This window comes from Kosakonia sp. MUSA4 (assembly GCF_013085925.1).
GTDB lineage: Bacteria > Pseudomonadota > Gammaproteobacteria > Enterobacterales > Enterobacteriaceae > Kosakonia > Kosakonia sacchari_B.
The window spans coordinates 5,263,343-5,286,284 of record NZ_CP025697.1 but is presented as its reverse complement, the minus strand read 5'-3'; the positions used below and the strand labels follow the sequence as shown (position 1 = coordinate 5,286,284).

The following is a 22,942-nucleotide window of genomic DNA, read 5'->3' as shown; positions in this document are numbered from 1 at the left end:
CGCTCAGTACGCGACAAGGGCGATACCGATTAGAATTCGCTGTTGGCGAAGCCAGTCATCACGTCGAGACCCATTTCGCGGCCCAGCGCCGTCATCGGGTGCACAACCACCAGCCCACGAACGCTTTTTTTCAGCTTACCGAGATCGGCCTGCTCTTTTTTGCTAATGGCGCGGCTGAACGGCATTTTCAGCAGCTTTTGCGCTTCTTTGCTCAGCTTCTGGTTGTGCTGTTCGCGCAGGCGGGCAATTTCCGTCTCCAGCGTGGCTTTCTCTTTTTCCAGTTCGGCGTATTTTTCTGCCGCATCGACTAAAGAGAGGTCAGCCTGCTGGTGGTGAATTGCATCGAGGCGGTCGCTCAGGCGCTTGATTTCGTTCTTTTCAACGTCTTTCATGGTGCTCAGTTTTGTTGGGGGAAAATGCAAGGATACAACATTTGCGGCGGCGCTTACTTATGGAATGCCTTTTTTAAGCTGATGCGGGAAATTAGCTCAGTCAATGAAAGCACCATGGTAGAGCGCACCACTTGCTGGTAGCGCTGCTTCTGCATGGCGAACAGATCGGCATCGCTGGTATCAAATTGCGGGGTTGGCGGCAGGGCGGCCACGCAATGCAGTTCGCCGAACGGCCCGAGAATTTCATCGTCGGTAAAGGCGTATTCCGTACCGTCGTGATTCAGCTCTTCACGCAGCGCCATCAGGAGCTCCGCGTCTTCATATTCCGCACGGGAAATCACGCCCAGGCCGTAAATCAGCTTCAGCCGCACGGATAAATTGCCCAGCGGTCCATCTCCGTCAAGCAGCGGCTCTACAGCATATTTCACCGCGTAGTCATCTTTGCGAAATACCTGCAACACCAGAATATTGACGGCTTCATTGAGCAGTTCAACGGCAGCAATCAAAAAGCTTCGTACGGTTTTGCCCGCATTCAGACGCTCGAGTACACGGTTTTCGAAAGCCTGCGTTTGTTCCATTATTGCCTGCATATCTGACAATTTCGTTAACTGGCGCGGGGATTCCCGCGCCAAAACCGGCATCATGCCTTTGCGTTATATGCGTCGATGGCTTCGGTAACGACCGGGCTATTGGCATCCAGGCCGGAAATTTGCGCCAGCGCAGCCTGCGGGCCTTTCTCTTCGATAAGCTGGGCCAGTTCCTGCGCCTGCGGATCCTGCTCGCTGCGGTAGTGCATCGCGGCGGCGATACCTTTCACCAGGTTTGCGTGCGGCAGGTTGTACTCCAGCGTGCCGAGCAGCGGTTTAATCAGACGGTCGCCGGCGCTCAGTTTACGCAGCGGCTGACGGCCCACGCGTTCCACATCGTCTTTCAGCCACGGGTTTTCAAAACGGCCGAGGATTTTCTGAATGTACGCCGCGTGCTTTTCGGGATCGAAGCCATAACGCTTGATCAGTACCGCACCGCTCTCTTCCATTGCGCCCTTCACCACGGCGCGGATAGCGTCGTCAAGGATGGCATCGCGAATGGTTTGATGGCCGGTCTGTTTTCCAAGGTACGCGGTTATAGCATGCCCGGTATTCAGCGTGAAGAGCTTGCGCTCAACAAATGCCATCAGGTTATCAGTTAACTCCATGCCTGGAATGGCTGGCAGCGCGCCTTTGAACTGGGTTTTATCAACAATCCACTCGCTGAAGGTTTCCACAGTCACTTCCAGTGGATCGTTGGTTGCGGATTCCGCTGGCGGAACGATGCGGTCAACGGCCGAATCGACAAAGCCGACATGCTCTTCCACCCACGCTTTATCGGCATCGGCCAGTGCGGCGATCACATGGCCTTTCAGTTGGGTGGTACCGCGTACCATGTTTTCACAGGCAATGATGTTCAGCGGCGTGTTGATACCCTGCGCTTTGCGCTTCGCCAGACCTTTGGCAATCGCCGGAGCGATACGCTCCAGAACAACCGGTCCCACGGCTGTGGTAACCAGGTCGACGTGCGCTATCAGGTCAATCACTTCATCACCGATGCTGCTGACAGCGTTGACGCCGGAAACGGTATCAATCTGCTGTTTTTCTCCCACAACGTGAACCTGATAGCTATGACGGGCATTCAGGGCGTCGAGCACCACCTGATTCACATCGGCGAATGTCAGTTCAATCCCCGCGTCGGCAAGCAGTTTGCCGATGAAGCCACGTCCGATATTACCTGCGCCAAAATGTAATGCTTTCATAGAATTAACCTTCATAAATGTTTTACCCGAGAGGGCCTGGGTGAAGAACCACATACTGTTCTCCTCACCCTGACCCTCTCCCCGAAGGGAGAGAACAAAAGCCCGGTAAGCATTTTGCCACCGGGCTTTGGGGATTACTTGTTCAGCAACGCCAGCACTTCTTCAACGCTGGAAGTCTGAGCCAGACGTTCAATGACCGTCTCATCATCCAGTGCATTGGTCAGGCTGGTGATCACCTGGATATGCTCGTTGTTACGCGCGGCGATACCGATGACCAGACGGGCAATGTCATCTTCTTCTTCACCGAAGCGTACACCTTGCGGATACTGGCAGAACACCACGCCGGTTTTCAGGACGCGGTCTTTGGCTTCCACCGTACCGTGCGGAACGGCGATCGACTCACCCAGATAGGTCGGGGTCAGTTTTTCACGATCCAGCATCGCTTGCACGTATTCCGGCTCAACATAGCCGCCTTTCACCAGTTGCTCACCGGCAAAACGAATCGCTTCTTCTTTGGTGTTCGCGCTGCGACCAAGGAAGATGTTCTCTGCGCCCAGTTTAAACAGATTGCTGTTGGTCTCATCAAAGCTGTCTTTCAGGCTGGTTGTCACCTTTACTTCGTTGTCCGTGTGGCGCTGCGCGGCAACCAGACGTTCAGTCAGGCTGGTGTACAGGCCGCTGTCCAGGAAGTTGGTCAGCGAAATATGCTGCGCCTGCGGTACCTGACGCATAGCACGCTCAGTCAGATCGCGGTGCGTAATAACCAGGTCGACATCCGGCGGCAGGCTGTTAATTGCGCTGTTGGTCACCGAGATGTTGGTCAGGCCAGCATCCTGCACTTTCTTACGCAGTACGCCTGCGCCCATGGCGCTGGAACCCATACCGGCATCACAGGCTACGATGATTTTACGTACGTGGCTCAGGTCGTTGGTGACATCGCCAGCCGACAGCGGAGTTGCGCCTTTGGACTCGGCTTTCATGTCCTGTACGCGACGGGTAGCGGCTTCGATATCGTCATCTTCTTCTTTCACTTTGCTGGTTTTCAGCAGGATAGAAGAGATAACGAAAGAGACGACCAGCGCAGCCAGAATCGCCGTGATGTTAGCGAAGTAGGCGCCTTTCGGCGTCATTGCCAGCACTGCCAGGATGGAACCCGGAGAAGCCGGAGAAACCAGGCCACCGTTCAGCACGCTCAGCGTGAACACGCCAGTCATACCGCCGAGGATCACTGCCAGCAGCAGACGCGGGTTCATCAGCACATACGGGAAGTAAATTTCGTGGATACCACCCAGGAAGTGGATGATTGCCGCGCCGCCCGCAGACTGTTTCGCGCTGCCGCGACCGAAGAACATATACGCCAGCAGCACGCCCATACCCGGACCCGGGTTTGCTTCGATTAAGAAGAAGATGGACTTGCCGAGTTCATGAGACTGCTGAATACCCAGCGGCGAGAAGATGCCGTGGTTGATGGCGTTATTGAGGAACAGGATTTTCGCCGGTTCAACAAAGATGGACGCCAGCGGCAGCATGTCGTGAACAACCATGAAGTTAACGCCCGCAGCCAATACTTTGGACAGCACTTCAACGGCCGGACCGATGCCCAGGAACGCCAGAATGGCGAGGATCATACCGATGATGCCAGCGGAGAAGTTATTCACCAGCATTTCGAAACCGGATTTGATCTTGCCGTCTACAGCGGCGTCAAATTTCTTGATGCAGTAGCCGCCCAGCGGGCCGGCAATCATCGCGCCGAGGAACATCGGCATATCCGCACCGACGATAACCCCCATTGTGGTGATAGCACCCACCACGCCGCCGCGATCGCCGCCAACCAGACGACCACCGGTGAAACCGATGAGCAGCGGCAGCAAATACGTAATCATGGGGCCGACGAGTTTCGCCAGCGTCTCGTTTGGTAACCACCCTGTAGGAATAAACAATGCGGTAATGATACCCCACGCGATAAACGCGCCGATGTTGGGCATCACCATATTGCTGAGAAAGCGACCAAAGCTTTGCACCTTGATCTTGATATCGGATGACATAAAACACCCCTTCTTATGTTTACTATCGCACAGGCCGGAAGCCCGAGGTTTTGTTGTTAACGTGGCGGCAGAGGTAGCCGGACCTGGGTTATCTGTGAGGCGAAATCTCGCACCGAATTGCGTAACTGTCCAGACGATGGTCTTTAATGTGATCTTGGTCACATCAATGTGGGGGATACCCCGTCACTTATCGTGATATTCATCACAAAAAATCAGTGTAAAAAAAGAACAAAGGATAAAAACTGAACGCCTACGGGGATTAAATGTGATCAGGTTCACAAATAGTGGGCGCGACTTTGTTATTTATTTGTGATCTAAATCACAAGATATTTGTGCCAGGAGTTTTCCGAGTGTGATCGCCAGCAAACTGTATTTTTTACAATCAGGACGACCTGTAACTTCCTTTCAGGCAGGATGGCGAAGCTAATTTAGTATCGGAAGTTTTCACGTTGATGAAACAATTTACGACGACTAGTACATAATTAACTTTTTGTTGGCAAAAAAGGATCCAAAAATGAAACTTATCGGCAGCTACACCAGCCCTTTTGTCCGCAAAATCTCCGTGATGCTGCTGGAAAAGGGCATCACCTTTGAATTTATCAACGAGCAGCCCTACAACGCGATCAACGGCGTGGCGCAATATAACCCGCTCGGTAAGGTCCCCGCGCTGATTACGGATGAGGGCGAAGTCTGGTTCGACTCGCCGATCATCGCGCAATACATTGAATTACTGGCTATCGCACCGGCGTTATTGCCGACGGAGCCTGTGGCTGCGCTGAAAATCCGCCAACTGGAAGCGCTGGCCGACGGCATTATGGATGCTGCGCTGGTCTCGGTGCGTGAACTGGCGCGCCCGGTTGAGCAGCAATCGGAAAGCGAGCTGCTGCGCCAGCGGGAGAAAGTTTCGCAGGGGCTGGATACGCTGGAACGCTACCTGCAAGAGGGAACGCTCAGCGTGGATACGCTGAACCTGGCGACCATTGCCATCGCCTGCGCGATTAGCTATCTCAACTTCCGCCACGTCTCGCCGGGCTGGTGCGTGAATCACCCGTTGCTGGTGAAGCTGGTCGAGAACCTCTTCCAGCGTGAAAGTTTCGCCCGTACAGAGCCGCCAGGGGCCTGATAAGCATGGTGTCGGCCTGAGCAAAGTCGCTGTACAATCCCCTCACGTCAATCCCCCTGACGGGAGGGGGCAACTCATAGCCAGGCCTTTTCATGACAACTCTTTACAGCCAGATCCCATCGACCGATCGCCTGTTACGTGACGAGGCGTTCGCCACTTTATTAACCCTTTTCGGCCACAGCCGCGTAACGCAGATGCTGCGTCAGCTACAGGACGAAGCGCGTGAGCAAATCCGTCAGCAGCAGACATTACCCGACTGGTGCGATGCCTGGGCCCGCGAGACGCAAACCCGGCTGGAACAGAGCAGCGCCAGCGCGCTGCGCCCGGTGTTTAACCTGAGCGGCACCGTACTGCATACCAACTTAGGCCGCGCGGTGCAGCCGCAGGCAGCGATCGATGCCGTTGCGGCGGTCATGGGTTCTGCGGTGACGCTGGAATACGATCTCGACGGCGCCGGACGTGGTCACCGCGATCGTGCGCTGGCGGATTTACTCTGCCAGCTAACCGGCGCGGAAGATGCCTGTATCGTCAATAACAACGCTGCCGCCGTGTTGCTGATGCTGGCCGCCACGGCGGCGGGGCGTGAAGTGGTGGTGTCGCGCGGCGAGCTGGTGGAGATTGGCGGCGCGTTCCGCATTCCGGACGTGATGCGCCAGGCGTGCTGCGTGCTGCATGAAGTGGGAACCACTAACCGCACGCATGCCAAAGATTACCGCCAGGCGATCAACGACAACACGGCGCTGCTGATGAAGGTACATACCAGCAATTATCATATTGACGGTTTTACCGCTGCGGTGGACGAAGCAGAGCTGGTGACGCTTGCCGAAGCGGCTGGTCTGCCGGTGATTGTTGATTTGGGTAGCGGCTCGCTGGTGGATTTAAGCCGCTACGGCCTGCCAAAAGAGCCGATGCCGCAGGCGCTGATCGCCGCAGGCGTCAGCCTGGTGAGCTTCTCCGGCGATAAGCTGCTCGGTGGCCCGCAGGCGGGCATTATCGTTGGTAAAAAAGCGTTGATTGCGCAGTTGCAGCAGCACCCGCTGAAACGGGCGCTGCGGGCGGACAAAATGACGCTGGCGGCGCTGGAAGCTACGCTGCGTCTCTATCTGCACCCGGAAACGCTACCGCAGAGCCTGCCGACGCTGCGTTATCTGACGCGCCCGGAGCCGGAGATCCGCGAGCAGGCGCAGCGGCTGTGCGCGGCGCTGAATGCGCGCTATAGCGAGTTCGACCTGCGTGTCGAAGCCTGTTTGTCACAGATCGGCAGCGGCTCTTTGCCGGTCGATCGCCTGCCTGGCGCAGCCGTGACCTTTACGCCGCGCGACGGCAGCGGGCGTCGGCTGGAAGCGCTGGCGGCGCAATGGCGGGCGTTGCCGCAGCCGGTGATTGGCCGCATTTATGATGGTCGCCTGTGGCTGGACTGCCGCTGTCTTGATGATGAATCCCGCTTGCTGGAGATGTTGCTGAAATGATTATTGCCACTGCCGGGCATGTTGACCACGGCAAAACGACCCTGATTGAGGCGCTAACCGGCGTGAATGCCGATCGTTTGCCGGAAGAGAAAAAACGCGGCATGACTATCGATCTGGGCTACGCCTACTGGTCGCAGCCGGATGGGCGCGTACCGGGGTTTATTGATGTGCCGGGGCACGAAAAATTCCTCTCGAATATGCTGGCGGGCGTCGGCGGCATCGATCATGCGCTGCTGGTCGTCGCCTGCGATGATGGCGTGATGGCGCAGACCCGCGAGCATCTGGCCATTTTGCAACTTACTGGTAACCCGGCGCTGACTGTGGCGCTAACGAAAGCCGATCGCGTGGATGACGCGCGAATTGAGCAGGTGCGCGCAGAAGTACAAGAAACGCTGAAAACCTTTGGTTATCCGCAGGCGACCCTGTTTGTCACCGCCGCAACAGAGATGCGTGGCATCGCTGAATTACGTGCGCATCTGTTGCAGTTGCCAGAGCGCGCGCACCCGGAAAATCAACGTTTTCGCCTGGCGCTGGATCGCGCGTTTACCGTCAAAGGCGCCGGGCTGGTGGTGACCGGTACGGCGCTCTCTGGCGATGTGCGCGTGGGCGATACGTTGTGGCTGACCGGGGTGAATACACCGATGCGCGTGCGCGGTCTGCATGCGCAGAATCAGCCGGTTGATCATGCTCATGCCGGGCAGCGTATTGCGCTCAACATTGCCGGGGACGCGGAAAAAGAGGCGCTCAGCCGCGGTGACTGGTTGCTGTCACAGCAACCGCCGGAGCCAACGGAGCGGGTGATTGTCGCGCTGCAAACGCACACGCCGCTGACCCAGTGGCAGCCGGTGCATATCCACCATGCCGCCAGCCATGTTACCGGCCGCGTTTCGCTGCTGGAAAATGGTCTCGCCGAGCTGGTGCTGGATACGCCGCTGTGGCTGGCCGATAACGATCGGCTGGTACTGCGTGATATCTCTGCGCGCAGTACGCTGGCCGGAGCGCGGGTGGTAACACTCAACTCACCGCGCCGCGGCAAACGTAAAACTGAGTATCTGCAATGGATCGCGGAGCTGGCGCAAGCGGGCGATGATGCGCAGGCGCTGCTGGCGCATTTATCGCGCGGTGCCGTTGATCTGACGGCGTTTGGCTGGGCGCGGCAGCTCAGCGCGCGCGGGCTGGAAGTGCTGCTGGATAACCCCGGTTTTATTCGTGCTGGCAATAACCTGTTGAATGCGCCGGTGGCGGCGCGCTGGCAGCGTAAGTTGCTGGATACGCTGGCAATCTACCATGAGCAGCACCGCGAAGAGCCAGGCCCTGGGCGCGAGCGTCTGCGGCGCATGGCATTGCCGATAGAAGATGAGGGGCTGGTGCTCACGCTTATCGAACGGATGCGCGAGGCGGGCGACATTCACAGCCATCATGGCTGGCTGCATCTGCCGGATCACAAAACCGGCTTCAGCGATGAACAGGAGCATCTGTGGCAAAAAGTAGCGCCGCTGTTTGGTGATGAACCGTGGTGGGTGCGCGATCTGGCGCGCGAAACCGCAAGCGATGAACAGGTGATGCGCGGCGTACTGCGACAGGCTGCTCAGCAGGGGCTTATTACGGCGATCGTGAAAGATCGTTATTACCGTAACGATCGGATTGTCACTTTCGCCAGCATGATCCGCGATCTGGATCAGGCGCGCGGTTCCACCAGCGCCGCCGATTTCCGCGATACGCTGAATGTGGGACGCAAACTGGCGATTCAGATTCTGGAATATTTTGACCGCATTGGTTTTACCCGCCGACGCGGCAATGACCATATCCTGCGCGATAAAGCCCTTTTCCTGAAGGAATAAGCTCCAGGCAGAGCGCCAGAAATGTTCATGCAAATGACAAATCTGGCACCTTTCCCCTCTGCGATCAAAGCGCGGCAGCGACGATTTCGGCACTCTTGGCTTTTTTAACGCCCGCTGGAGTGGAGAATGAACCGTTTTATTATCGCCGATTCGGCAAAATGCATTGGCTGTCGCACCTGCGAAGTGGCCTGCGTGGTGTCGCACCAGGATAATCAGGACTGCTCAACCCTCTCGGCCTCCACCTTTTCCGCCCGCATTCGGGTGGTTAAAACCGGTACATTTTCCACGGCAGTGACCTGCCATCACTGCGAAGATGCGCCCTGTGCGAATGTCTGCCCGGTTGGCGCGATTCATCGCGCCGACGGCGTGGTATTGGTGGAACAATCCCGCTGCATCGGCTGTAAAAGCTGCATGATCGCCTGCCCGTTTGGCGCGATGCAGGTGACGCGGATTGAGGAGCGCGTACAGGCGCTGAAGTGCGATCTGTGCCAGCACCGCGAAACCGGACCCGCCTGCGTGGAAGCCTGCCCGACCAGCGCGCTCAGCTGTGTGAACCCGGCGCAGTTGCGCGAGCGTCGCCTGCGAAGCCAGCTAGCGTAAGTCGTTAAAGTTCTACGTCAGCGTGTCGGCGCGCGCTCGCCAGTGGAGCAGTGCGAAGCGGGCTGAGGCACAATAAGTGTTTCATTACGCAATCCCTTTTCAATCAGCGCGCTGAACGGCGATGACACGTGTTGCTGCGAAGACGTGCCCCCTTGCGGGGGCACAAAAACTTTTACTGCTGGGTTGGTTTTTATATGCCGACGACGACACCGCTCACACCGCAGAGAGGCTTCGAGGTGGTGCTTCCCCTGGTGTTGGAGGAATTGCTGGTTGACCGTATTCAAGGTGGCATTGACGTTCGCCAGTAGCCCGGACGCATTGGCAGAAACACTGCTTCCGCTGCAATGGTGCTGAGGTGGTTAATGTTATTAGTTGCCATACTGATACTCCGCTCAATTAAAATTCCGGACTGTGCATGAATTAAGTGTAAATCGCATTTATAGACCGGCAACGTTGGTGCATTAATATTTTGCAAATAAATGAAAAATATGAATATTCCTAAAGTGACAGCACTTTTATTCTATATATTGTTTAAAATCAATTGGTTATATGTTGATTTATAATTTAAGTCACGCTTGATAAAGATTTCTTTTTTTAGATTTTATTAAGGAGGGATATATCCTTGACAATTATTATAATTAACATGAAGTAAGGTTCATTTTTATTTTTGCAATATATGCATGTAAAAACAAATCGCTGCCTAATTAAAATTAATCTTTGTGTGGTTATCTGGCAGGCATAAAAAAGCCATCCTGACGATGGCTTTTTTAAACTCTTTTCAGGCCTTGTTTTCTTGCCAGGCTTTTTCAACCTCTTCGGCGAGAATTTTTACCCCGGCTTCGATAAGCGCCGGTTCCGGCACATAGTTCATGCGCATGCACTGATGTGTGTGCGGCCAGGGTTTATCCAGCCCCGGGAAGAAGTAATCACCCGGCACCATCAGCACGCCGCGTTTTTTCAGGCGCTGATAAAGTAATTCGGTGCTGATGGGCAGATCCTTGAACCACAGCCAGAGGAAAATCGCCCCTTCCGGTTTATGGATCAGGCAGCGCTCTTCGGGCAGGTAGCGGCGCAGAATGGCGAGAGTTTCCTGAACCCGCTGGTAATAGAACGGTTTGATCACCTCTTCGGAGAGGCGCAGCAGATCCTGGCGCTTAATCATCTCGCACATCATTGCCGGGCCGATACCGCCAGGCGCAAGGCTGATGATGCCGTTCATGTTGCGAATGGCGGAGATAATTTTATCGTTGGCAATGATAATTCCGCAGCGGCTGCCCGGCAGGCCCAGCTTCGACAGGCTCATGCACAGGATGATATTCGGGTTCCACAGCGGACGCGCTTCGCTAAAGATGATGCCCGGGAAAGGCACGCCGTAAGCGTTATCGATCACCAGCGGAATGTTGTGCTGATTCGCCAGCACATCGAGTTTCATCAACTCTTCGTCGGTGATCACGTTGCCGGTAGGGTTGGTTGGCCGCGAGACGCAAATCATCCCGGTCTCTTCGCCGATATGCAGATGTTCGAAATCAACATGGTATTTAAACTGGCCATCAGGCAGCAGTTCAATATTGGGCCGCGCCGAGACAAACATCTCCTCTTCCAGCCCGGAATCCGCGTAGCCGATGTACTCCGGCGCTAGCGGAAATAATACTTTTCTGGTACTTCCATCGGCACGGCGGCCTGCGAACAGATTGAACAAGTAGAAAAACGCGCTCTGGCTGCCATTTGTCAGTGCAATATTCTGCGGTTCAATATCCCAACCTAACTCTTCACGCAACATCCCGGCCAGCGCCGTCAGCAGCTCGGTTTTGCCTTGCGGACCGTCATAATTGCACAGCGCATCAATCGCTTTGCCGTTTTCTACCATCCCGGCGAGCAGGTTATGGAAGTAATCGGTCATCGCCGGGATTTGTGCCGGGTTACCGCCGCCGAGCATGATAGCGCCAGGGGTGCGTAAACCGTCGTTGAGATCCTCCATCAGGCGCGTAATGCCTGCATGGCGGGTAAATTTGTCGCCGAAAAGTGAAAATGTCATCGCTACTGCTCTGTCGCGCTACTGTTCAAAGTGGCTAACCATAACGCTCCGCAGAGCAGTGTGCAAATTGCCGCGCCGTGACGATTTTCGCTGTTTATACTAACTCTGTATTTTTTGTCAGCATAATATGCTGATATTTTCCTTATGACTCAGTGCGGGACCGCACCCGCCCAGACAACCATGACTTTGTCATCTCCTTGCTCGCGAACGAACCCATACCCTTGCGGTAATGTCAGTGTGGTTTGTTTTCCCGCGCCCAGTGCCGGATGGCGCGCGCGGAACTGGCCCAGCGTTTGCCAGTGGCGCAGGCTTTGCGCGGATTTGCCGTCAAGATCCTGCCAGTTCATGTCCGATCGCGTGCCTTGCAGCGGATCGGATCCCGTGGGGCCAAATGGACGTGCGGATTCATCACCGTAGAAGATCTGCACCGCGCCTGGCGCAAGCAATAACAGCTCTGCCGATTGCTGGCCGCCTTCGCGGAACAGGCGGGTATCGTGCGAGGAGAGATAACTCAGGGCGTTAAAACTTTGCAGCTTGTCCGCCATTTGCTGCCAGACGGTATCCATATTCGCCAGGCACGGCACGCCGCTGGCGGCCTGCTCCTGATAATCAAAATTGATCATCGCGTCGAAACCGTGGTCGTAGTAGGTGCTGCGCATGACGCCGTGGCCCCAGGATTCGCCGGTCATCCAGAATGGCGCATCATCAATTTTCTTCTGCGGGTTGGCTTTTTTCCATTCGGCCAGCGCCTCTGTCGCCTGGGTTTTGAGTTGCTGCCAGGCCGCCAGCTCAACGTGTTTGGCGGTATCAACGCGAAAACCGTCGATACCATAATCGCGCACCCACTGGCTGAGCCAGTGGGTCAGATAATCGCGCGGCGTGTAACCGGCAATCTCCCGCGCGTGGGTGTCCGGTTTATGTTGGTAGAAGACGGGCAAGCCGGATGGCGTGGTCGATTCTGTTTTCAGATCCGGCAAGAAGGCCAGCGACATGGTCAGATCGTCAAAACCGGGGTTGTCATAATCGCCGATATCGGTGCGGATCCAGTTTTTACCCCACCAGTTTTGCCACGCCGTTTTATCGCTGAAGTTGATGTAATCATTGAAACTGTGCCACGTCTGGCCGGCGGCGGGCTTCCAGTCTGTCCAGTGCTCGCCGAGGATTTTGCGCCGTTCATCCTCTTTCAGATAAAGTGCGCCAAACTGATACGTCTGCATATCCGCAAGTGTGGCGTAACCGGTGTGGTTCATCACCACGTCAAACAACACGCGGATGCCGCGTCGGTGCGCTTCATCGACCAGCGTGCGTAAATCCTCTTCGCCGCCCATATTGGCATCCAGGCGCGTCCAGTCTTGCGTGTAGTAGCCGTGATAGGCGTAATGGGGAAAATCGCCCTTCGTGCCGCCGCCTACCCAACCGTGGATCTGCTCCAGCGGCGAGCTTATCCATAACGCGTTTACGCCCAGTTGCTGCAAATAATCAAGCTTGCTGGTTAGCCCTTTCAGATCGCCGCCGTGGAAGGTGCCGATCTCCTGCATACCATCTTTGTGCCGCCCGTAGCTGTTGTCGTTTGACGGGTCGCCATTCACATAACGGTCGGTTAAAACAAAATAAACGGTGGCGTTATGCCACTGGAAGGGCGCGGGGCCATGGGTTTCGGCGCTTTCTAATAGCAGCAGCCCGTCACTCTGCGCCGCAGGCTGAAGGGTGATTTTGCCGTTGCGGACGGTGGTGATTTGCTGGCTGTAGAAATCGCGCACCTGGCTGCCTTCCGGGAACGTTGCGCCGACGTCTATCGTCAGCGGCTTATCGCTGCGCACCGGGCACTGGCGCGCCACATTCGCGCGGGTGTCGGCATTCTCGCTTTTCACGCTCAGCAACAGAGTGGGCGTGCCGGAACGGGTATCGAGCTGCAACTGGTAATCGCCGTCGCGGAAAATACGCCACTGCGGCGCGCTGCCAGTGCAGGGAACCAGGGAAAGCATCTGGTTGAGCTTCACCCCTTCAGCGGGTTGCCAGCATTGCTGGCCTTCCTGCAACGTGAGCGGGTAAGCCCCTTTTTTCAGCGTCGCCTGGCTGCGCCACAGACCGGTGCCATCGTTGGTTAAGGCAGGAAAACTGCTGGCGGACCAGTCGGCGAAGGCGAAGCAGGGTATAAAGAGCAATGAAAGCGCGGCGTGTTTCATCTGATGTCCCGTTAACAGCGGTTTCTTTCAGTTTGCCACGCTGAAAACAGGGCCGACTCATCCTGCGCGCGTTATCGCCAGGGAGGAGAACAACGGGTGAGTGATAAACCACACAGAACGTCGCAGATTTGCGATAACCACCACATTTATCACTCTTTGTCCATTTTCTGCACAATTTCCTGGTGACATGGTTTCGGAATTGGATTATTTCTGTACGTGCTCTTGTACGCTATTTTTGCTATGATTTGAGATTCAGCTCTCAAATTTATGCAAAAAAGAAGGTGTTGGAATGTTCATATCCGACCAGGAGACCTAATGATATCGATACCCATGCGACGACCTGGGGCTACGATACTCATGTTTTTCACCCTTATATTTTCGGGTGGGGTGCTGGCAAAGACGCACACAGAAACAGCGAGTCACAAAGCCCACGTCACTAAGGCAAACGTAAAGAAGCAGGCAAGCAGTAAACAAGAGTATTCTCGCAATAGTGTAAATAGCAGTTCACTTCCTGATTTGCGAAAATACCCTTCCGGAACCCCAAGGAAAAAAGCGTTTCTCCGGACAGTAATGCCTTATATCACCAGTAGAAACTCAGCGATTACCGCCGAGCGTAACTGGCTGCAAAAGAAACAGTACGACAGCCAATGGTCGCCTGCCGAACGCACGCGCCTGAAGGATATTGCCAAACGCTACAAAGTGAGCTGGTCCGGGAATACGCGCCGTATCCCCTGGAACACGCTGCTGGAGCGCGTGGACATTATTCCTGACAGCATGGTCGCTACCATGGCGGCGGCAGAAAGCGGCTGGGGCACCTCCAAACTGGCGCGTACCAACAACAATCTGTTTGGTATGAAGTGTGCCAAAGGTGCCTGTAAAAATGGCCCGGGTAAGGTGAAAGGCTATTCCCACTTTGAATCCTTGCAGGAGTCGGTGGACGCCTACGTCACCAATCTGAACACGCATGCTGCTTATGCGTCGTTCCGTACATCCCGCGCGCAGTTACGCAAGGCCGATCAGGAAGTGACGGCTTCAAACATGATTCATAAGCTGAAGGGTTACTCGACCCGCGGTGCGAGTTACAACAACTACCTGTTTGCCATGTATCAGGACAATCAGCAGTTAATCGCCGCGCACATGTAACTGTTTTTGCTGCTAAAACGCCTTCCCTGTGGAAGGCGTTTTTCTTTGTGCGTTATATCAGCACTTCGCTGTAGCGGTCGCGGTAGTCTTTCGGCGTGCTGTCGTACTCTTTGCGAAAGACGGAATAGAAATATTGCAGCGACGGATAGCCGCACATTTGTGAAATCTCGTTGATCGAGAGCGACGTTGAAATCAGCAGGCTGCGCGCTTTTTCCAGTTTCTCCGCGTGGATCACCGCGTGGATGGTTTCCCCCACTTCCTCTTTAAAGCGCTTCTCCAGATTGGAACGCGAAATACCGACAGCATCCAGCACCTGATCGACCTTGATCCCTTTGCAGGCATGATTGCGGATGTAGTGCATCGCCTGGATGACCGCCGGATCGTTCAGCGACCGGTAATCAGTCGAACGACGTTCCACCACCCGCACCGGCGGCACCAGCAACCGCTGAAGCGGCAGGGTTTCGCTATCCAGCAGACGATGCAGTAATTTTGCCGCCTGATAGCCCATCTGCCGCGTACCCTGCGCCACGGAAGAGAGCGCGACGCGGGAGAGATAGCGGGTGAGTTCTTCATTATCGATGCCAATCACGCACAGCTTTTCCGGCACCGGAATATGCAGATGGTCGCACACTTGCAGTACGTGGCGGGCGCGGGCGTCGGTAACGGCAATGATGCCGGTTTGCGGCGGTAGCGTTTGTAGCCAGTCGGCGAGCCGGTTCTGTGCGTGCTGCCAGTTTTCCGGCGCGGTAGTCAGCCCCTGATAGACCACACCGCGGTATTTCTCCTGCGCGACAAGCCGACAAAAAGCATATTCACGTTCAGCAGCCCAGCGCTTACCGCTGGAAGCGGGCAGGCCGTAAAAAGCAAAACGGTGTACGCCTTTCTCTTTCAAATGCAGGAATGCGCTCTCTACCAGCGCGTGGTTGTCAGTGGCGATGTAATGGACCGCAGGGTAGCTTTCTGGCGTGTGATAGGAGCCGCCTACGCCGACGATCGGGACGTCAACATCGGCCAGTACCTGTTCTATTTCCGGGTCGTCGTAATCGGCAATAACACCGTCACCAACCCACTCTTTAATATTTTCAATGCGCGCGCGGAAATCTTCCTCGATAAAGATGTCCCACTCGGATTGCGACGCCTGCAAATACTCGCCGACGCCCTCGACAACCTGGCGGTCATAGGCTTTATTCGCATTAAATAACAGCGTGATGCGATGGCGTTTTTCAAACATGTCTCTGGGATTCCTGGCTTTCCACCTGTTCTGATTATCATATTCAGCACACCGCCGGATAAAAAAGATCCGGCAGTGTGATCGCGCCAGTATTCACTCCTTTCAGGCCCGGCGTTTGGTCGCGGAATCCATCCACACCGCCAGCAGTAAAATCGCACCTTTGACGATGTATTGCCAGAAGGTGGGCACATCCATCATGCTCATGCCGTTATCCAGCGAAGCCATAATAAACGCCCCCATTACGGCACCCGCAACGCTACCGATCCCGCCTGCGAGGCTGGTACCGCCAATGACACAGGCGGCAATAGCGTCCAGCTCGGCGATATTCCCGGCCGAAGGCGAACCCGCGCCGAGGCGTGAGCTGAGGATTAACCCGGCGATTGCCACCATCAAACCGTTGATGGCAAATACCGCCAGCTTGGTACGCTCAACGTTGATACCGGAAAGCCGGGCGGCTTCCAGGTTGCCGCCAATGGCGTAAATCCGGCGGCCAAACGCGGTTCGCGTAGCCATAAACATCCCGGCCAGCAGCAGAAATGCCAGCAGCAGCACCGGTGTAGGAACGCCGCGATAATCATTGAGCAGCCAGATAGCGCCCAGCACAATCACTGCGATAAGCGCCTGACGACCAATCGCGCTGGTGGAGGCGGGTGTTGTGAGGCCGAGCGATTGGCGGCGCAACCGTCCGCGCCATTGCCAGAGCACAAACACCACCATGCCCAGAACGCCGACGCCGAAACCGACACCGTCTGGCAGGTAGCTCTGGCCGATTTGCGACATCGCCGCGCTGGTGGGAGAAACCGTGGTGCCGTTGGTGATGCCGATTAACACGCCGCGAAACGCCAACATACCGGCGAGAGTGACGATGAATGACGGCACCTTGCGATAGGCCACCCACCAGCCGTTCCATGCACCCAGCAACAGACCGAGCACCAGCGTTACCGCCACGGTGAGCGGCAGTGGCCAGCCGAGCCAGACATCAAAAATCGCCGCTGCGCCGCCGAGCAGACCCATCATTGAGCCAACGGAGAGGTCAATTTCAGCGGAAATAATGACGAACACCATGCCGACCGCCAGAATGCCAGTGATGGCGGTCTGGCGTAGCAGGTTAGAGATATTACGCGCGCTCAGGTAAGCACCATCGGTCATACCGGTGAAAAACAGCATGATCACCACGATGGCAGCGATCATGACAAAGACCTGTAAGTTGAGGGATTTCAGACCGGAAAATAGGCCCGGTGAGACCGTGGATAGCTTCATTTCAGACGGGTTGCTTTTCGACATGATGTTCGCTCCTCAGTGCCGCTTCCATAACCTGCTCCTGGGTCAGATTACGATTGATAAGATCGGCTTTCAGCTTGCCTTCATGCATCACCAGCACCCGGTCGCTTAAGCCCAGCACTTCGGGCAGCTCGGATGAGATAACGATGACGGCAATCCCTTGCTGCACCAGTTGGTTAATGAGTTTGTAGATTTCGTACTTCGCGCCGATATCAATACCGCGCGTCGGTTCGTCGAGGATTAAAATGCGCGGGTTGAGCAGCAGGCAGCGGGCTAAAATCGCCTTTTGCTGATTGCCGCCGCTGAGACGACCGATGGCAAGCGCTGGCGATGAGGTTTTCACTTTCAGCCGCTGCAGAGACTGTAAAATGCAGGCCTGCTCTGCGGCATCGTCCAGGCTGCTGAGCACGCCGGTAAACTGATCCAGCGCCGCAAGGGTAATATTTTTTCCCACCGCCATAACCGGCACGATGCCGTCTTTTTTGCGATCTTCCGGCACCATCGCAATGCCATGTGCAATGGCCTGCTGGCAGTTGTGGATCTCCACCTGCTTGCCATCAAGGTAAATCGCGCCCTCCCAGCGGCCAGGCCACACGCCGAACAGGCACTGCACGGCTTCGGTTCTGCCTGCGCCGACTAACCCGGCGATACCGAGGATTTCGCCGCGTTTCAGGCTGAAGGAGACGTCGTTGACGCGTTTAATATGGCGATTAACCGGGTGCCAGGCGGTCAGGTGTTCAACGCGCAGGATCTCCGTGCCGGTAGTATGTGGCTCGCTGGGATAAAGCGCCGTAAGCTCGCGACCCACCATCATGGTGATGATGTCATCTTCGCTCATGCCCGTCGCATCGCGGGTGCCGATATGTTTGCCATCGCGAATGACGCAAATCACGTCGGATATCGCTTTGACTTCATTGAGTTTGTGGGAAATGTAGATACAGGCGATATCGTGGTTGCGCAGGTCGCGGATGATATCCAGAAGTACTGCGGTTTCCTGTTCGGTGAGCGAGGCCGTCGGCTCATCCAGAATAAGCAGCCGCACCTGTTTATTCAGCGCCTTGGCAATCTCCACCAGTTGCTGCTGCCCCAGCCCTAAATCGCCCACCCGGGTATCCGGCGAAATGGCCAGGCTCACCTGTTTAAGCAACTTTTCGCAACGCAGCGTCATCATGTCGTAATCCATCACGCCGTTACGGGTGATTTCCGTACCGAGGAAGATATTTTCCAGCACCGTCAGGTGCTTCACCAACGCCAGTTCCTGGTGAATGATGGCGATACCTTTACGTTCGGTGTCGCGGATATGGCTGGCCTGCAAGGTTTCGCCGGCAAACACGATCTCCCCGTCGTAGCTGCCCGCCGGGTAGATCCCGCACAGGACTTTCATCAGTGTTGATTTACCGGAACCATTCTCGCCGCACAGTGATAACACTTCGCCGGCATTCAGTCGCAGGCTGACATTATCAATGGCTTTCACAGCACCAAAGGCTTTGGTGATGTTTTTCATTTCGAGTAAATAAGGCATAGCTGCTCCACGTCATTTGCTGGTCTGACAACGCCTGAAAGAGGAGGCGGAGGGCGCGCCCCGCAATGAAGAGGCGCGCCGAACGTGCTAGAGCTGGTTTTTCTGATGGAAACCATCTTTGATGACGGTGGCGTCGATATTGTCTTTCGTCACCTCAATAGGCGTCAGCAAGCGGGACGGAACATCCTTCAGACCGTTGTTGAGCGTGGTATCTGCTTTCGGCTGCTGGCCGTTGCCCAATTCGACGGCAATTTCCGCCGCCGTGTTGGCAAGCTGCGTAATCGGCTTGTAGACGGTCATCGTCTGGCTGCCGTTAATCAGCCGTTTTACCCCGGCGAGATCCGCATCCTGGCCGGAGATAGCGACTTTCCCTGCCAGCCCCTGGGCGCTAAGCGCCTGGATTGCGCCGCCAGCGGTGGCATCATTTGAAGCGACGACAGCATCGATTTTGTTGTTGTTAGCGGTGAGCGCGTTTTCCATTATTTTCAGCGCATTTTCCGGCAGCCAGCCATCGACCCACTGATCGCCGACAATTTTAATTTTTCCGCTATCGATATACGGTTTTAAAACTTTCATCTGCCCGGCGCGGAACAGCTTGGCGTTATTATCCACCGGTGAGCCGCCCATTAAAAAGTAATTCCCTTGCGGCACTTTCTTGACCAGGCTTTGCGCCTGTAATTCCCCAACTTTTTCATTGTCGAAGGAAATATAGAAGTCGATATCGGCATTATTAATCATGCGATCGTAAGCCAGAACTTTAATTCCTTCCTGTTTGGCTTCTTTTATTACGTTACTTAATACCTGACCGTTGTAGGGAATAATAACCAGCACATCAACGCCACGGTTTATCATATTTTCAATTTGCGACATTTGTGTTTCTTCATTGCCGTTGGCGGATTGAACAAACACATTAGCGCCGAGCGATTCGGCTTTTTTGACAAAAATATCGCGATCTTTTTGCCAACGTTCAAGGCGCAGATCGTCAATCGCCATGCCAATCTTCACTTCTTTGGCGTGGCCAACGGCGCTGGCAAGGATCAGGGAGGCGCAGAGTGTAAGGCAAAGGTTCTTTATCTTCATAATAGTAATACCTTTCGTAGGGTGATGAGCGAGATAAAAGAAACATGCACTGCTTTGGACGAGCAAATTTTTAACACGGAACGTTAAGTTAGCAATTACTGATTTTTATCCACGCATTACGTTTTTTGGTTTATTTGCTGATTTATGACCGCGATCTTATTTTAAAAAAAGCAAAACCGATTTTGCATAAAAAAGAGGAAGGCGACACGCAACAATTGTCGGCGTTATTTTGCGAGCCAGCGCACGTTTGTGCATTCTCTTAATAGCGGTGTGAAATAACGTAATTGAGCAAGCCAGAGAGAGAATCCAGTATTACTTCAGAATTGTTCACTCGCCAATGGAGCTCATTATGCAAGCTTATTTCGATCAGCTGGATCGGGTTCGTTATGAAGGCCCAAAAACCACGAATCCTTTAGCGTTTCGTCATTACAATCCGGATGAGCTAGTGCTCGGTAAGCGCATGGAGGATCACCTGCGTTTTGCCGCCTGCTACTGGCACACTTTCTGCTGGAATGGCGCGGATATGTTCGGTGTGGGCTCTTTCGATCGCCCGTGGCAACACCCCGGCGAGGCGATGGAACAGGCGAAACGCAAAGCTGATGTCGCCTTTGAGTTTTTCCATAAGCTGAACGTCCCCTATTACTGCTTCCATGACGTCGATGTCTCTCCTGAAGGAGCATCGCTGAAAGAGTACCTCAACAACTTTGCGCAGATGGTGGATGTGCTGGCGGAAAAACAGCAGCAGAGCGGCGTGAAGCTGCTGTGGGGCACGGCGAACTGCTTTACCAACCCGCGCTATGGCGCAGGCGCGGCGACCAATCCCGATCCGGAAGTCTTCAGCTGGGCCGCCACGCAGGTGGTGACGGCGATGAACGCCACCCATAAGCTCGGCGGCGAAAACTATGTGCTGTGGGGCGGGCGTGAAGGGTATGAAACCCTGCTGAATACCGATTTGCGCCAGGAACGTGAACAAATCGGCCGCTTTATGCATATGGTGGTTGAGCACAAACACAAAATTGGTTTTCACGGTACGCTGCTTATCGAACCAAAACCGCAGGAGCCGACCAAGCATCAATACGATTATGACGCAGCCACGGTGTATGGCTTCCTGAAGCAGTTTGGTCTGGAGAAAGAGATCAAGCTCAATATCGAAGCCAACCACGCCACGCTGGCGGGCCACTCTTTCCATCATGAAATCGCTACCGCCATTGCGCTGGGGCTGTTCGGCTCGGTGGATGCTAACCGCGGCGACCCGCAGCTTGGCTGGGATACCGATCAGTTCCCGAACAGCGTGGAAGAGAATGCGCTGGTGATGTACGAAATTCTCAAAGCTGGCGGTTTCACTACCGGTGGGCTGAACTTTGACGCCAAAGTGCGTCGCCAGAGCACCGATAAATATGACCTCTTCTACGGACATATCGGCGCAATGGATACCATGGCGCTGGCGCTGAAAGTGGCCGCTCGCATGGTGCAAGATGGCGAGCTGGATAAACGCGTTGCGAAGCGCTACGCCGGCTGGAATGGTGAGCTGGGCCAGCAAATTTTGCAGGGGCAGCTTAGTCTGGCGGAGCTGGCGAAGTACGCTGAGCAGCAGAACCTGGCGCCGCGCCATCAGAGCGGCCATCAGGAACAACTGGAAAATCTGGTTAATCATTACCTCTTCGACAAGTAACCGGTGCCGCGCCGCGGGCAACGCGGCGCACATCAACAGGAGTGGTCACTATGTATATCGGGATCGATCTCGGCACCTCAGGCGTGAAAGCTATTCTGCTCGGTGAACAGGGGGATGTGCTGGCCTCTCATACGGAAAAACTCAGCGTATCGCGCCCGCAGCCATTATGGTCCGAGCAGGATCCTGAACAGTGGTGGCAGGCAACGGATCGTGCAATTCAGGCGCTGGCCGCCGCGCATTCGCTACAGCAGGTGAAGGCCATCGGGCTTGCCGGGCAGATGCACGGCGCCACGCTGCTGGATAACGAAAACCGCGTGCTTCGCCCGGCTATTTTGTGGAATGACGGCCGCTGCGGCGAAGAGTGCAAGCTGCTGGAAGCGCAGGTGAAAAATTCCCGCGCCATTACCGGCAACCTGATGATGCCCGGTTTTACCGCGCCGAAGCTGCTGTGGGTTCAGCGCCACGAGCCGGACGTCTTCGCCAGAGTCGCGAAAGTATTGCTGCCCAAAGATTACCTGCGTCTGAAAATGTCCGGCGTTTTTGCCAGCGATATGTCGGATGCTGCGGGCACTATGTGGCTGGATGTCGCGAAGCGCGACTGGAGCGATGAGATGCTGGCGGCCTGCTCGCTCACCCGCGCACATATGCCTGCGCTGTTTGAAGGCAGCGAAATAACCGGTGAACTGCTGCCGGAGGTGGCACGACGCTGGTCGATGCCCGTTGTTCCGGTGGTGGCGGGCGGCGGTGACAATGCGGCGGGCGCTGTGGGCGTGGGTATGGCCGATGCGGGGCAGGCGATGCTTTCGCTGGGGACGTCCGGCGTTTATTTCGCGGTCAGCGAAGGGTTTCTGAGCAAGCCGGAGAGCGCAGTACACAGCTTTTGCCACGCGCTGCCCGGGCGCTGGCACCTGATGTCGGTGATGCTTAGCGCCGCCTCCTGCCTGGACTGGGCAGCAAGGCTAACGGGGCTGGAATCGGTGCCCGCGTTGATCCACGCGGCGGAACAGGCGGACGACAAGGCGGGCGATCTCTGGTTTCTGCCCTACCTTTCCGGCGAACGCACGCCGCACAACAACCCGCAGGCGAAAGGCGTTTTCTTTGGCCTGACGCATCAGCACGGGCAGGGCGAACTGGCGCGCGCGGTGCTGGAAGGCGTGGGTTATGCGCTGGCGGATGGTATGGATGTGGTGCATGCCTGCGGCGTGACGCCGAAGAGTATTACGCTTATCGGCGGCGGCGCGCGCAGCGCCTGGTGGCGGCAAATGCTGGCGGATATCAGCGGCCTGCAACTCGATTACCGTACCGGCGGCGATGTTGGCCCGGCGCTGGGCGCGGCGCGGCTGGCGCAGGTCGCGGTGAACCCGTATGTCCCGCTGGCAACGCTGCTACCGCAGCTTCCCATTGAACAACAGCATCTGCCGAACGCCGAACGTCATAACGGGTACGCTTCGCGTCGCGAGACGTTCCGACGCATTTATCAGCAGCTGTTGCCGCTGATGTCCTGATCGTTCCGGCTCACTTTCTTCAGTGGGC

The 22,942-nt window shown here is 55.6% G+C and carries 17 protein-coding genes; 7 read left to right on the top strand and 10 right to left on the bottom strand.

What is annotated here, in order from left to right:
• Positions 1 to 29: 29 nt before the first annotated feature.
• From C0557_RS25090 to C0557_RS25075, 4 genes are all read right to left on the bottom strand, one after another.
• Complete coding sequence (locus C0557_RS25090) at positions 30 to 392, bottom strand: YibL family ribosome-associated protein (protein WP_074776246.1); 363 nt, start codon at positions 390 to 392, stop codon at positions 30 to 32.
• Positions 393 to 445: 53 nt separating this feature from the next.
• Positions 446 to 1,033, bottom strand: a complete 588-nt coding sequence (mtlR, locus tag C0557_RS25085; RefSeq protein ID WP_208663115.1) for an MltR family transcriptional regulator — start codon at positions 1,031 to 1,033, stop codon at positions 446 to 448.
• Positions 1,033 to 2,196, bottom strand: a complete 1,164-nt coding sequence (gene mtlD, locus C0557_RS25080; RefSeq protein ID WP_035886773.1) for a mannitol-1-phosphate 5-dehydrogenase — start codon at positions 2,194 to 2,196, stop codon at positions 1,033 to 1,035. The genes mtlR and mtlD overlap by 1 nt, the downstream gene beginning before the upstream one ends.
• A gap of 119 nt (positions 2,197 to 2,315) precedes the next feature.
• Entirely contained in the window at positions 2,316 to 4,226 is a 1,911-nt protein-coding gene (locus C0557_RS25075; RefSeq protein ID WP_074776242.1) for a PTS mannitol transporter subunit IICBA, read from the bottom strand.
• 514 nt (positions 4,227 to 4,740) lie between these two features.
• Between C0557_RS25075 and C0557_RS25070 the strand changes: the two genes are divergently transcribed.
• The 4 genes from C0557_RS25070 to C0557_RS25055 all read left to right on the top strand — a co-directional run bounded on the left by C0557_RS25070 (position 4,741) and on the right by C0557_RS25055 (position 9,259).
• Positions 4,741 to 5,349 (top strand): glutathione S-transferase, encoded by a 609-nt coding sequence (locus C0557_RS25070; RefSeq protein WP_208662138.1) that lies wholly within the window; start codon positions 4,741 to 4,743, stop codon positions 5,347 to 5,349.
• 92 nt (positions 5,350 to 5,441) lie between these two features.
• Complete coding sequence (selA, locus tag C0557_RS25065; RefSeq protein WP_208662136.1) at positions 5,442 to 6,818, top strand: L-seryl-tRNA(Sec) selenium transferase; 1,377 nt, start codon at positions 5,442 to 5,444, stop codon at positions 6,816 to 6,818.
• Complete coding sequence (gene selB / locus C0557_RS25060) at positions 6,815 to 8,659, top strand: selenocysteine-specific translation elongation factor (RefSeq protein ID WP_208662134.1); 1,845 nt, start codon at positions 6,815 to 6,817, stop codon at positions 8,657 to 8,659. Before selA ends, selB begins: the two co-directional genes overlap by 4 nt.
• A 126-nt stretch (positions 8,660 to 8,785) precedes the next feature.
• Positions 8,786 to 9,259, top strand: a complete 474-nt coding sequence (locus tag C0557_RS25055; RefSeq protein ID WP_208662131.1) for a 4Fe-4S dicluster domain-containing protein — start codon at positions 8,786 to 8,788, stop codon at positions 9,257 to 9,259.
• A 778-nt stretch (positions 9,260 to 10,037) separates the two neighbouring features.
• Here the strand turns inward: C0557_RS25055 and avtA are convergent.
• Together avtA and C0557_RS25045 are read right to left on the bottom strand one after the other, a co-directional pair.
• On the bottom strand, positions 10,038 to 11,294 hold the full coding sequence (gene avtA, locus C0557_RS25050; protein ID WP_074776233.1) for a valine--pyruvate transaminase: 1,257 nt from the start codon (positions 11,292 to 11,294) through the stop codon (positions 10,038 to 10,040).
• 149 nt (positions 11,295 to 11,443) lie between these two features.
• Positions 11,444 to 13,480, bottom strand: a complete 2,037-nt coding sequence (locus tag C0557_RS25045; RefSeq protein ID WP_208662128.1) for an alpha-amylase — start codon at positions 13,478 to 13,480, stop codon at positions 11,444 to 11,446.
• Positions 13,481 to 13,795: 315 nt separating this feature from the next.
• Between C0557_RS25045 and C0557_RS25040 the strand changes: the two genes are divergently transcribed.
• The gene (locus C0557_RS25040; RefSeq protein ID WP_074776229.1) at positions 13,796 to 14,623 is read left to right on the top strand and encodes a protein bax; all 828 of its coding nucleotides are present in this window, start codon (positions 13,796 to 13,798) and stop codon (positions 14,621 to 14,623) included.
• 52 nt (positions 14,624 to 14,675) lie between these two features.
• Here C0557_RS25040 and xylR read toward each other — a convergent pair whose 3' ends face one another.
• The 4 genes from xylR to xylF all read right to left on the bottom strand — a co-directional run bounded on the left by xylR (position 14,676) and on the right by xylF (position 19,737).
• Positions 14,676 to 15,854 (bottom strand): D-xylose utilization transcriptional activator XylR, encoded by a 1,179-nt coding sequence (gene xylR, locus C0557_RS25035; RefSeq protein WP_074776227.1) that lies wholly within the window; start codon positions 15,852 to 15,854, stop codon positions 14,676 to 14,678.
• Positions 15,855 to 15,956: 102 nt separating this feature from the next.
• Positions 15,957 to 17,138 carry a xylose ABC transporter permease XylH gene (xylH, locus tag C0557_RS25030; RefSeq protein ID WP_074776226.1) on the bottom strand — a complete coding sequence of 394 codons (1,182 nt, stop codon included), beginning with the start codon at positions 17,136 to 17,138 and terminating at the stop codon, positions 15,957 to 15,959.
• Positions 17,116 to 18,657, bottom strand: a complete 1,542-nt coding sequence (locus C0557_RS25025; RefSeq protein WP_208662126.1) for a xylose ABC transporter ATP-binding protein — start codon at positions 18,655 to 18,657, stop codon at positions 17,116 to 17,118. Before C0557_RS25025 ends, xylH begins: the two co-directional genes overlap by 23 nt.
• A gap of 87 nt (positions 18,658 to 18,744) precedes the next feature.
• Positions 18,745 to 19,737: a D-xylose ABC transporter substrate-binding protein gene (gene xylF, locus C0557_RS25020; RefSeq protein ID WP_074776224.1), complete on the bottom strand. Its 993-nt coding sequence runs from the start codon at positions 19,735 to 19,737 to the stop codon at positions 18,745 to 18,747.
• Positions 19,738 to 20,086: 349 nt separating this feature from the next.
• Here xylF and xylA point away from each other — a divergent pair, with 349 nt between their 5' ends.
• Both xylA and xylB read left to right on the top strand, forming a co-directional pair.
• The gene (xylA, locus tag C0557_RS25015; protein WP_208662124.1) at positions 20,087 to 21,409 is read left to right on the top strand and encodes a xylose isomerase; all 1,323 of its coding nucleotides are present in this window, start codon (positions 20,087 to 20,089) and stop codon (positions 21,407 to 21,409) included.
• 50 nt (positions 21,410 to 21,459) lie between these two features.
• The gene (xylB, locus tag C0557_RS25010) at positions 21,460 to 22,914 is read left to right on the top strand and encodes a xylulokinase (RefSeq protein ID WP_208662122.1); all 1,455 of its coding nucleotides are present in this window, start codon (positions 21,460 to 21,462) and stop codon (positions 22,912 to 22,914) included.
• The last annotated feature ends 28 nt before the right edge of the window (positions 22,915 to 22,942 follow it).

What these genes read in the sequence shown, in the direction of transcription:
- C0557_RS25090 (WP_074776246.1), bottom strand. Translation starts at nt 392, where the DNA reads ATGAAAGACGTTGAAAAGAACGAAATCAAGCGCCTGAGCGACCGCCTC.
- mtlR (WP_208663115.1), bottom strand. Translation starts at nt 1,033, where the DNA reads ATGCCGGTTTTGGCGCGGGAATCCCCGCGCCAGTTAACGAAATTGTCA.
- mtlD (WP_035886773.1), bottom strand. Translation starts at nt 2,196, where the DNA reads ATGAAGGTTAATTCTATGAAAGCATTACATTTTGGCGCAGGTAATATC.
- C0557_RS25075 (WP_074776242.1), bottom strand. Translation starts at nt 4,226, where the DNA reads ATGTCATCCGATATCAAGATCAAGGTGCAAAGCTTTGGTCGCTTTCTC.
- C0557_RS25070 (WP_208662138.1), top strand. Translation starts at nt 4,741, where the DNA reads ATGAAACTTATCGGCAGCTACACCAGCCCTTTTGTCCGCAAAATCTCC.
- selA (WP_208662136.1), top strand. Translation starts at nt 5,442, where the DNA reads ATGACAACTCTTTACAGCCAGATCCCATCGACCGATCGCCTGTTACGT.
- selB (WP_208662134.1), top strand. Translation starts at nt 6,815, where the DNA reads ATGATTATTGCCACTGCCGGGCATGTTGACCACGGCAAAACGACCCTG.
- C0557_RS25055 (WP_208662131.1), top strand. Translation starts at nt 8,786, where the DNA reads ATGAACCGTTTTATTATCGCCGATTCGGCAAAATGCATTGGCTGTCGC.
- avtA (WP_074776233.1), bottom strand. Translation starts at nt 11,294, where the DNA reads ATGACATTTTCACTTTTCGGCGACAAATTTACCCGCCATGCAGGCATT.
- C0557_RS25045 (WP_208662128.1), bottom strand. Translation starts at nt 13,480, where the DNA reads ATGAAACACGCCGCGCTTTCATTGCTCTTTATACCCTGCTTCGCCTTC.
- C0557_RS25040 (WP_074776229.1), top strand. Translation starts at nt 13,796, where the DNA reads ATGATATCGATACCCATGCGACGACCTGGGGCTACGATACTCATGTTT.
- xylR (WP_074776227.1), bottom strand. Translation starts at nt 15,854, where the DNA reads ATGTTTGAAAAACGCCATCGCATCACGCTGTTATTTAATGCGAATAAA.
- xylH (WP_074776226.1), bottom strand. Translation starts at nt 17,138, where the DNA reads ATGTCGAAAAGCAACCCGTCTGAAATGAAGCTATCCACGGTCTCACCG.
- C0557_RS25025 (WP_208662126.1), bottom strand. Translation starts at nt 18,657, where the DNA reads ATGCCTTATTTACTCGAAATGAAAAACATCACCAAAGCCTTTGGTGCT.
- xylF (WP_074776224.1), bottom strand. Translation starts at nt 19,737, where the DNA reads ATGAAGATAAAGAACCTTTGCCTTACACTCTGCGCCTCCCTGATCCTT.
- xylA (WP_208662124.1), top strand. Translation starts at nt 20,087, where the DNA reads ATGCAAGCTTATTTCGATCAGCTGGATCGGGTTCGTTATGAAGGCCCA.
- xylB (WP_208662122.1), top strand. Translation starts at nt 21,460, where the DNA reads ATGTATATCGGGATCGATCTCGGCACCTCAGGCGTGAAAGCTATTCTG.